This is a genomic window from Methylobacterium sp. B1 (assembly GCF_000333255.1).
GTDB lineage: Bacteria > Pseudomonadota > Alphaproteobacteria > Rhizobiales > Beijerinckiaceae > Methylobacterium > Methylobacterium fujisawaense.
The window spans coordinates 1-7638 of the sequence record NZ_BACT01000100.1 but is presented as its reverse complement, the minus strand read 5'-3'; the positions used below and the strand labels follow the sequence as shown (position 1 = coordinate 7638).

The 7638-nt window shown below is 70.8% G+C and carries 8 protein-coding genes; 5 read left to right on the top strand and 3 right to left on the bottom strand.

The genetic code is table 11. The features are described from left to right. The 3 genes from I53_RS02920 to I53_RS33650 form a co-directional block, all read left to right on the top strand. Positions 1 to 1362, top strand: a 1362-nt coding sequence (locus tag I53_RS02920; RefSeq protein ID WP_043346440.1) for a xanthine dehydrogenase family protein molybdopterin-binding subunit, incomplete at its 5' end; no start/stop codon positions are given. Positions 1363 to 1549: 187 nt separating this feature from the next. Further along, on the top strand, positions 1550 to 1987 hold the full coding sequence (locus tag I53_RS02915; RefSeq protein WP_043346438.1) for an EamA family transporter: 438 nt from the start codon (positions 1550 to 1552) through the stop codon (positions 1985 to 1987). An 85-nt stretch (positions 1988 to 2072) separates the two neighbouring features. Beyond that, the gene (locus I53_RS33650) at positions 2073 to 2228 is read left to right on the top strand and encodes a hypothetical protein (protein ID WP_167380420.1); all 156 of its coding nucleotides are present in this window, start codon (positions 2073 to 2075) and stop codon (positions 2226 to 2228) included. A 31-nt stretch (positions 2229 to 2259) separates the two neighbouring features. On the opposite strand, the gene I53_RS02910 is transcribed toward I53_RS33650, so the two are convergent. The 3 genes from I53_RS02910 to I53_RS02900 form a co-directional block, all read right to left on the bottom strand. After that, entirely contained in the window at positions 2260 to 2940 is a 681-nt protein-coding gene (locus I53_RS02910) for a glutathione S-transferase family protein (RefSeq protein ID WP_043346447.1), read from the bottom strand. Between the two features lie 73 nt (positions 2941 to 3013). Continuing rightward, positions 3014 to 4498, bottom strand: a complete 1485-nt coding sequence (locus tag I53_RS02905) for a M48 family metalloprotease (protein ID WP_043346437.1) — start codon at positions 4496 to 4498, stop codon at positions 3014 to 3016. A gap of 5 nt (positions 4499 to 4503) precedes the next feature. Further along, the gene (locus tag I53_RS02900; protein WP_051044640.1) at positions 4504 to 5331 is read right to left on the bottom strand and encodes a thermonuclease family protein; all 828 of its coding nucleotides are present in this window, start codon (positions 5329 to 5331) and stop codon (positions 4504 to 4506) included. Positions 5332 to 5965: 634 nt separating this feature from the next. On the opposite strand from I53_RS02900, the gene I53_RS02895 reads away from it, so the two are divergent. Continuing rightward, positions 5966 to 6373 (top strand): helix-turn-helix domain-containing protein, encoded by a 408-nt coding sequence (locus I53_RS02895; protein ID WP_043346443.1) that lies wholly within the window; start codon positions 5966 to 5968, stop codon positions 6371 to 6373. 171 nt (positions 6374 to 6544) lie between these two features. Continuing rightward, positions 6545 to 7638 (top strand): methionine adenosyltransferase (metK, locus tag I53_RS02890; protein ID WP_043346434.1); only part of this gene is annotated, 1094 nt, incomplete at its 3' end.

Sequence of the window (7638 nt, the reverse complement as noted above, 5' to 3'; positions counted from 1 at the left end):
GTCGCGCTCGGTGCCGAGCCGGACGGCACGCTGAAGACGCTGCGGCACGACGCCGTCCAGGGCACCTCCACCTNCGAGGATACCCAGGAGGTGATCGTCAACTGGTCGGGGGTTCTCTACCGCTGCCAGAACGTGGCCCTGACCTACCGCATCGCCAAGCTCGACACCGCCACCCCGGGCGACATGCGCGCCCCCGGTGCCGTGACCGGGGTCTTCGCCATCGAGACCGCCATGGACGAGCTCGCCTATGCGACCGGCCAGGACCCGATCGCCCTGCGGCTGAAGAACTACGCCGAGTCCGACGCCACCGCCCAGGGCAAGCCCTTCGGCTCGAAGGAGCTGAAGAGCTGCTTCCGGCAGGGCGCCGAGCGCTTCGGCTGGGCGAAGCGCAATCCCGAGCCCCGCTCCATGCGCGAGGGGCGGGAGCTCGTCGGCTGGGGCGTGGCCACCGGCATCTGGGAATCGATGATGATGCAGTCGAGCGCCATCGCGACCCTGACGCCGGACGGCCGCCTGACGGTGGGCAATTCCACCGGCGATATCGGCACCGGCACCTACACGATCCTCACCCAGATCGCCGCCGACACCCTCGGCCTGCCGATGGACGCGGTGACGACCAAGCTCGGCGACACCCGCCTGCCGGAGGCGCCGGTCGCCGGCGGCTCCTGGACGGCGGCCTCCTCGGGCACCGCCGTGATGAAGGCCTGCCGCAACGTCGGCGAACAGGTGTTCAAGCTCGCCCGCGGGCTCGAGAACTCGCCGCTCGCCAATGTCGACTTCGACCGGGCCGTCTTCGCGGACGGCCGGATCTCGGTTGCCGGCGATCCGGGCCGCAGCGTCTCCCTGGTCGAGGTGATGCAGGCGGCCGGCATCGACAAGGTCGAGGCGGTGGAACAGGCCGGGCCCGACAAGGACTTCAATCAGAAATACGAGGCCTACACCCACTCGGCGATCTTCGTGGAGGTGAAGGTCGACGAGGAGCTGGGTCAGGTCCGGGTGACCCGCGTCGTCTCGGCGATCGCGGCCGGCAAGGTGCTCAACCCGAAGACCGCGCGCAGCCAGATCCTCGGCGGCGTCGTCATGGGGATCGGCTCGGCCCTGGAGGAGGAGTCGATGCTCGACCACCGGATCGGCCGGTTCATGAACCACAATCTCGGCGAGTATCATGTGCCGGTGAACGCCGACATCTACGACATCGACGTGATCTTCGTGGAGGAGGAGGACAAGGCGAACCCGCTCGGCGTGAAGGGGCTCGGCGAGATCGGGATCGTCGGCACCGCGGCGGCGATCACCAACGCGGTGTTCCACGCCACCGGCAAGCGGGTGCGCGACCTGCCGATCACGATCGACAAGCTACTCTGAACCTGAATCCGAGCGCCGCCGCGCCCCGGGCGCGGCGGTCACGTCCACGTCAACGTCCATGGGCGCATCCGCATCGCGAGCGCCGTGATGCGATCTTGGGGTGCGCGCTCGGTCGGCGTGGCACTCCGCCTGTCGCTCCGCGCGCGAAGACGCCGAGCGCCCGGAACCGAAACGGCGTGAGAGTTCCGTGAGCCACCTGCTGCACTCCTGGCGCTTCTGGGCGCTCGCCGCCGCCGGCTTCGCGGCACTCACCGCGATCCTCGCCAAGGTCGGGGTCTCGGGCGTCCAGTCGGATGTCGCGACCTTCGTGCGGACCGCCGTGATCTTGGTCTTCGCCGGGGCGATCGTCGTCGGCTCAGGGCAGGCCGGCGGCCTCGCGCAGATTTCCGGCCGCAGCCTGGTCTTCCTCACCCTGTCGGGGCTCGCCACCGGGGCGTCGTGGCTCTGCTACTTCCGGGCCCTGTCGCTGGGCGACGCCGCGCGGGTCGCGCCGATCGACAAGCTCAGCGTCGTGCTGGTGGCGATCCTCGGCGCCACCCTGCTCGGCGAAACCCTCAGCCTCGCCGCCTGGATGGGCGTCGGCCTGATCGCCGCCGGGGCCGCCCTCGTCGCATCCGGCTGGTAAGCGCTGGTCAGCGGATGCGTGCCGGCGCACAGATCCGTTAACCGGTGGAGCGCATCCTGACGGTCCCTCGCGAAAGGGGACCGTCATGGATTGGGTCTATCGTGGCTTCGAGACCTCGCTGATCGGTCTCGCCCTGTGTCTCGGCCTCGCCGCCTGTTTGACGCTCGGTACCGAGCGGACACCGACCGGCACGCTCTCCGTCACCCTGCCGATGCTCACGGTGACCGCTCCCGCGCCCTGAGGCGAAGGGAGCGGTCGGATCCGGCGGAGCGTCAGGCGGCGCTGTTCACGGCGCGGAACATGAAGCTCCGGGCCTCGTCGTCCATCTCGGCCTTGAAGGCGTGGCGGCCCTTCAGCGCCTCGGCGGCCTGCGCGGCCGGCCGCGCGTTGAGCGCGTCGAGGTGGCGCTTGACGTTGGGCAGGTCCCCGAAGGCGCCTTCGCCGAGGATGAACGGCACCATCCGGGCCCAGCCCCAGACCGCCATGTCGACGATCGTGTAGGTGTCGCCCAGCACGTAGGTGCGGTCGGCGAGGCGCTGGTCGAGGATGCCCCAGTGCCGGCGCGCCTCGAAGGTGTAGCGTTCGGTGGCGTAGGCGCCCCCGTCCTGCGCGAAGTGGCGGAAATGCACGCACTGGCCGGAGAACGGCCCGATGCCGGTCGCCACGAACATCAGCCACGACAGCATCTCGCCGCGGACCGGCTCGCCCTCCGGCAGGAACCGGCCGGTCTTGCCCGCCAGATACATCAGGATCGCGTTCGAATCGAACACGGTCACGTCGCCGTCGACGATCGCCGGCACCTTCCCGTTCGGGTTGACCGCCGTGTAGGCGGGATCGAACTGCTCGCCCTTGCGGGTATCGACCGGCACCGGCTCGTAGGGCAGCCCCATCTCCTCGAGGCAGAGGGCGACCTTCATGGGGTTGGGGCTGAGATTGTAGAAGAATCGAATCACGGCGCTCTCCCTGAACGACCCCGGCAGGATGTCCGGGCCGGGCGAACGCACAAGCCGCCGCCGCGCAGGGCGGCTATTCCACGATGATCTTGTAGCCGCGACCCGGCACCAGCGCGGCGCCGCGCTCCAGGCCGTTGAGGACGAGGAACCGGTCGAGCGCCCGGTCGGGCACCGCCATGCGGCGGGCGAGATCCTCGGCATTGGCCGACATCGCCTGGACCACCTGCAGCCGCAGGGGACGCAGGACCGCCTCGTCCGGCGACACGGCGACGAGGGTCGCGGTCCAGCGGCGGAAGGCCGGGTCGGGATCGGCGGTGCCCTTGGCGGCCATGATCATCCGGTAGGTCGAATCGCCGATCCGGATCGCCGCGAGGCGGAAGGTCCACTCCTTCCCCCGCGACAGCGCGAAGGCCGCCGGGTGGCCGCCGACCTCCCGGGTCTCGAAGCCGGCCGGGTCGAAGGCGTCGTTCCAGCTCGCCTTGAGCACCGCGTCGAGGGACTGGCCCTCCTTGGCCTCGATCTGGTCGAACAGCAGGCGCCGGCTGCCGTCCTGGGTCGTCCCGAGCACCGCCGAGCGGGTGTTCTCCAGGGTGAAGCCCTCCGGCACCTCGAAGGCGATACCGAGGCCGGGATGGATGAAGCGGTGCCCGCGCACCGCGCCGTCGCGCGGATTGTCGCCGTAGGCGAGGCCGTCCACCGCCGCGAGGTAGGTGGCGCGGTCGTCGGTGCCGATGCCCGGCGCGCCGATGCGGCGGGCCGCCCGGGTGACCTGGGTGATGCGCTCGGCCGTGCCCGGATGGGTCGCCAGCATGTCGGGCGCGTTGGCGCTGCCGGCCTTCAGCCCGGTCGAGCGGCTGAGGGCGGTGAGGAAGCGCCCGGCCGCGAACGGATCGTAGCCGGCCTTGGCGAGGGTGCGCACGCCGGTGGCGTCCGCCTCCAGCTCCTGCTCGCGGGAGAACCGGGCCAGGGCGAAGCGGGACTGGTGCTGGAGCTGCGCGCCGGTATCGGGATCGTTCAGCACGTCGGCCACGACCCGGCTGACGAGCGCCGAGCGCAGCTCCAGCTCGCTGCGGGCCGTGGCGTGGTTGAGGGTCACGTGGGCCATCTCGTGCGCCAGGACGGCGGCCACCTCGGAGGTGTCGCTCGCCAGGGCCACGAGGCCGCGGGTCACGTAGAGCCGCCCGTTCGGCAGCGCGAAGGCGTTGACCACCGGCGAATCGAGGAGCGTCACCGTGTAGCTCTGATCGGGCCGGTCGCTGGCCCGCACGAGGCGGTCCGTCACCTCCGTGAGCAGCCGCATCACGTTGGGCGCCCGCGCCTCGCCCCCGAAGGAGGCCACGAGCTTGAGGTGGTCGGCGTCCGCGGCGCGCTCGCGGCCCGTCGTGCGCGGCGCCTCCGCGGGCACCCGGACCACGGCCGGCCGCACGGTCGCCTCGGTCTGGTCGGCGACGCAGGCGCCGAGCAGCAGGGCGAGCCCGCCGAGCGCCGCCGCACCGCGCGGGCGGCGTCCCGCCCCGCGGACGCACGCCCCGATGATGTGACCCGTGATCCCGCCCATCGCGATCAGCGCCGCAATTCCTGTTCCCCGTCCGGACCGGCCTCCGGCCGGTCCGCCTCGTCCAGAACCTCGATCCCGTCGACGGCGGCCTCCAAGGTCGGGCCGCGCCGGACCTCGAGGAGGCCGCGCACCCGCACGCGCCGGTCTTCGAGCGAGGCCGCACTCAAACCACGGGCGCGCATCATTCGCCAAGTGCGTTTCGATACCGTCACCGTGAGCCCGTCCGTGCCCCGGGCCGCGAAATCGAGATAGGTGCGCGCGCCCCGCTCGCCGATATGGCGGATGCGCCCCTCCACGACGACGAAATGCCCCGCCTTCGCCCGGAGCGCCGGGCCGTCCTGCGCCCCTGGAAGCGGCGCGCGCCAGAGGCCGAGCCTGCGCGCGCGGGCCGCCGCCTCCACGAGGCGCAGGGCGGGGCGGCAGAGCGAATCGGCCTCGTTCGCGTCCGCGACGGCGAGGCCCGCCCCGATGAGGCCGCCCGCCAGATCCTCCTCACCCTCCGCGATCAGGAGATCGGCCCGCACCCGATCCCAGCGGTCGGGCTGCCCGCGCGGAATCATCGTGACCCTGGCGCCCAGACGGGCCTCCAGCCAGGCCTGGGCCGCGGATGCGGCCTCCGGCGCGTCCGGCCACCGCAGCGAGTCCGGCACCGCCCGGACGCCCGACGCGAGGCGGATCTCCCCCCGGGGGCCGATCCCCGCGATGACCTCGACGCGCGCCGGCCCCGCCATGCATTCGGACAGGCTGGTCCGCGGGGCGGCCCGGACCGGCAGGACGCCCGGCGTCGCGGCGAGGGAGGCCGTGAGCACGACCGCGCGCACCGCCGCGCGCATCCCCGCGCGCACCACCCGCGCCGCTGCCGCGCTCCGCTGTCTCTCCCAGCCCGTGATCCCGCCCATGGAACACCCCCGAGGCCGCGAGCCCCGGCCGTCCGCCTTTCCACCGGGCGCGGTTGGCCTCGGACCGGGAGAATGCTATGGAGCACGCGGTTGTCTCCGTAGCTCAGCTGGACAGAGCACAGGTTTCCTAAGCAGGTTCAATTGGGCGTCGCGTCGGGAAACCACGCGGCGGATCCGCTCAAAGTCGGGGAAAGCTTCCGGCATCGGCGCTCAGGCGTCCGATGCTCTGCCGATCCCGAGCCAAGCCCGACGGTGCCCCGGCGGGAAGGTGTAGAGACTAGACGGGCGGCACCTAACGGCTGGAGGCGATCCGGCCCACGGTGAAGGGATAGTCCAGGCCACGAACGCGAGCCTTCGGGACGCGGCGGCGAAAGCCGAAGTGGTATGAAACCTGGGGTCGCAGGTTCGAGCCCTGCCGGGGACGCCAAGTTTTCGCGTCTTGCAATTCTCTCCGGCCGCGGAGCCGCGCGCAAATCGTCCGCCACGGTGACCGCCTGCCGGTGACAAGTACCGAGGGCCGCGCTAAGCTTTGCTGCCAGGATTCATGGCGGGGGTGGACGAGCACTTCATGGCGGGCCAGAAGACCGATCAGCGCGACGTTTATGTCGGGCAACGCATCGCCGAGCAGCGCCGGAAGGCGTCGCTCACACAGCGCCGCGTCGCGCAGAGCTTCGGTATGTCTGCTGCCCAGCTCCAGAAGTATGAGAAGGGCACCAACCGGATCAGCGCCGTCCATCTCGATATCTTCTCGCGGATGACCGGCGTGCCGATGGATTACTTCTTCAAAGGCATGCCCCGGAACGATGACTTCGTCGCGCCGGGCTTCGGCGAGCGCGAGCAATCGGCCCTGTCGGATGGCGGCCTGAAGGGGCTGGCCGAAATCGTGGGCCGTCACATCACCGAAAACTTCTCCGAGGAAGCGCGCCGCGACGTGGCCGACGCCATCCGCGCCCTGGAGAGCAAGATCGGCGGTTGAGGCCGCGGTGGGATCCCCGGGTCGGCCGTTCTTTCGGTCGTTTCGTTCGTTATAGCGGATCCGTTCGTTCCTCCATCTTGACCGTCCACTGCTCGGGTGCGAGAACGCCCGCCCCATGAAGGGTCTAACGCCGCGATCGCGACGGCGTACCTCTGAAACCGAGGCCGTCTGATGCCGCGCTCAAACTATCTGTTCACCAGCGAGTCCGTGTCCGAGGGGCACCCCGACAAGGTCTGCGACAGAATCTCCGACACCGTCGTCGACGCCTATCTCGCGGCGATGCCGGAGGCACGGCTCGGCGTCGAGACCCTCGCCACCACCAACCGCATCGTCATCGCCGGCGAGGTGCGCGGGCCCGATTCGGTCACCTTCAAGGACCTCGAGGCCCTGACCCGCGAGGCCGTGAAGGATATCGGCTACGAGCAGTCGGGCTTCCACTGGAAGAACAACGACGTCGCCATCTACCTCCACGCCCAGTCGGCCGACATCGCCCAGGGCGTGGACGCCGCCGGCAACAAGGACGAGGGCGCGGGCGACCAGGGCATCATGTTCGGCTACGCCGCCGACGAGACCCCCGAGCTGATGCCGGCGCCGATCTTCTACGCCCACAAGATCCTCAAGGACCTCGCCGACGCCCGCAAGGCGAAGCAGGGCGACGCCGCCAAGCTCGGGCCCGACGCCAAGAGCCAGGTCACGGTCCGCTATGAGAACGGCCGCCCGGTCGAGGTCACGCAGATCGTGCTGTCGACGCAGCACCTCGACGAGTCCCTCGATTCCGCGGACGTGCGCGCCATCGTCGAGCCCTACATCCTCAAGGCCCTGCCGCAGGGCTGGGTCAACGAGGGCACGGCCTGGCACGTGAACCCGACCGGCAAGTTCGTGATCGGCGGTCCGGACGGCGATGCCGGCCTGACCGGCCGCAAGATCATCGTCGACACCTACGGCGGCGCGGCCCCGCATGGCGGCGGCGCGTTCTCCGGCAAGGATCCGACGAAGGTCGACCGCTCGGCGGCCTACGCGGCGCGCTACCTCGCCAAGAACGTGGTGGCCGCGGGCCTCGCCAGCCGCGCCACGATCCAGCTCGCCTACGCGATCGGCGTCTCGAAGCCGCTCTCGATCTACGTGGACCTGCACGGCACCGGGAACGTGGACGAGGCCAAGCTCGAAGCCGTGCTGATGGACGCCATGGACCTGTCGCCCCGCGGCATCCGCACGGCGCTCGGCCTCAACAAGCCGATCTACGCGCGCACCTCGGCCACGGCCTT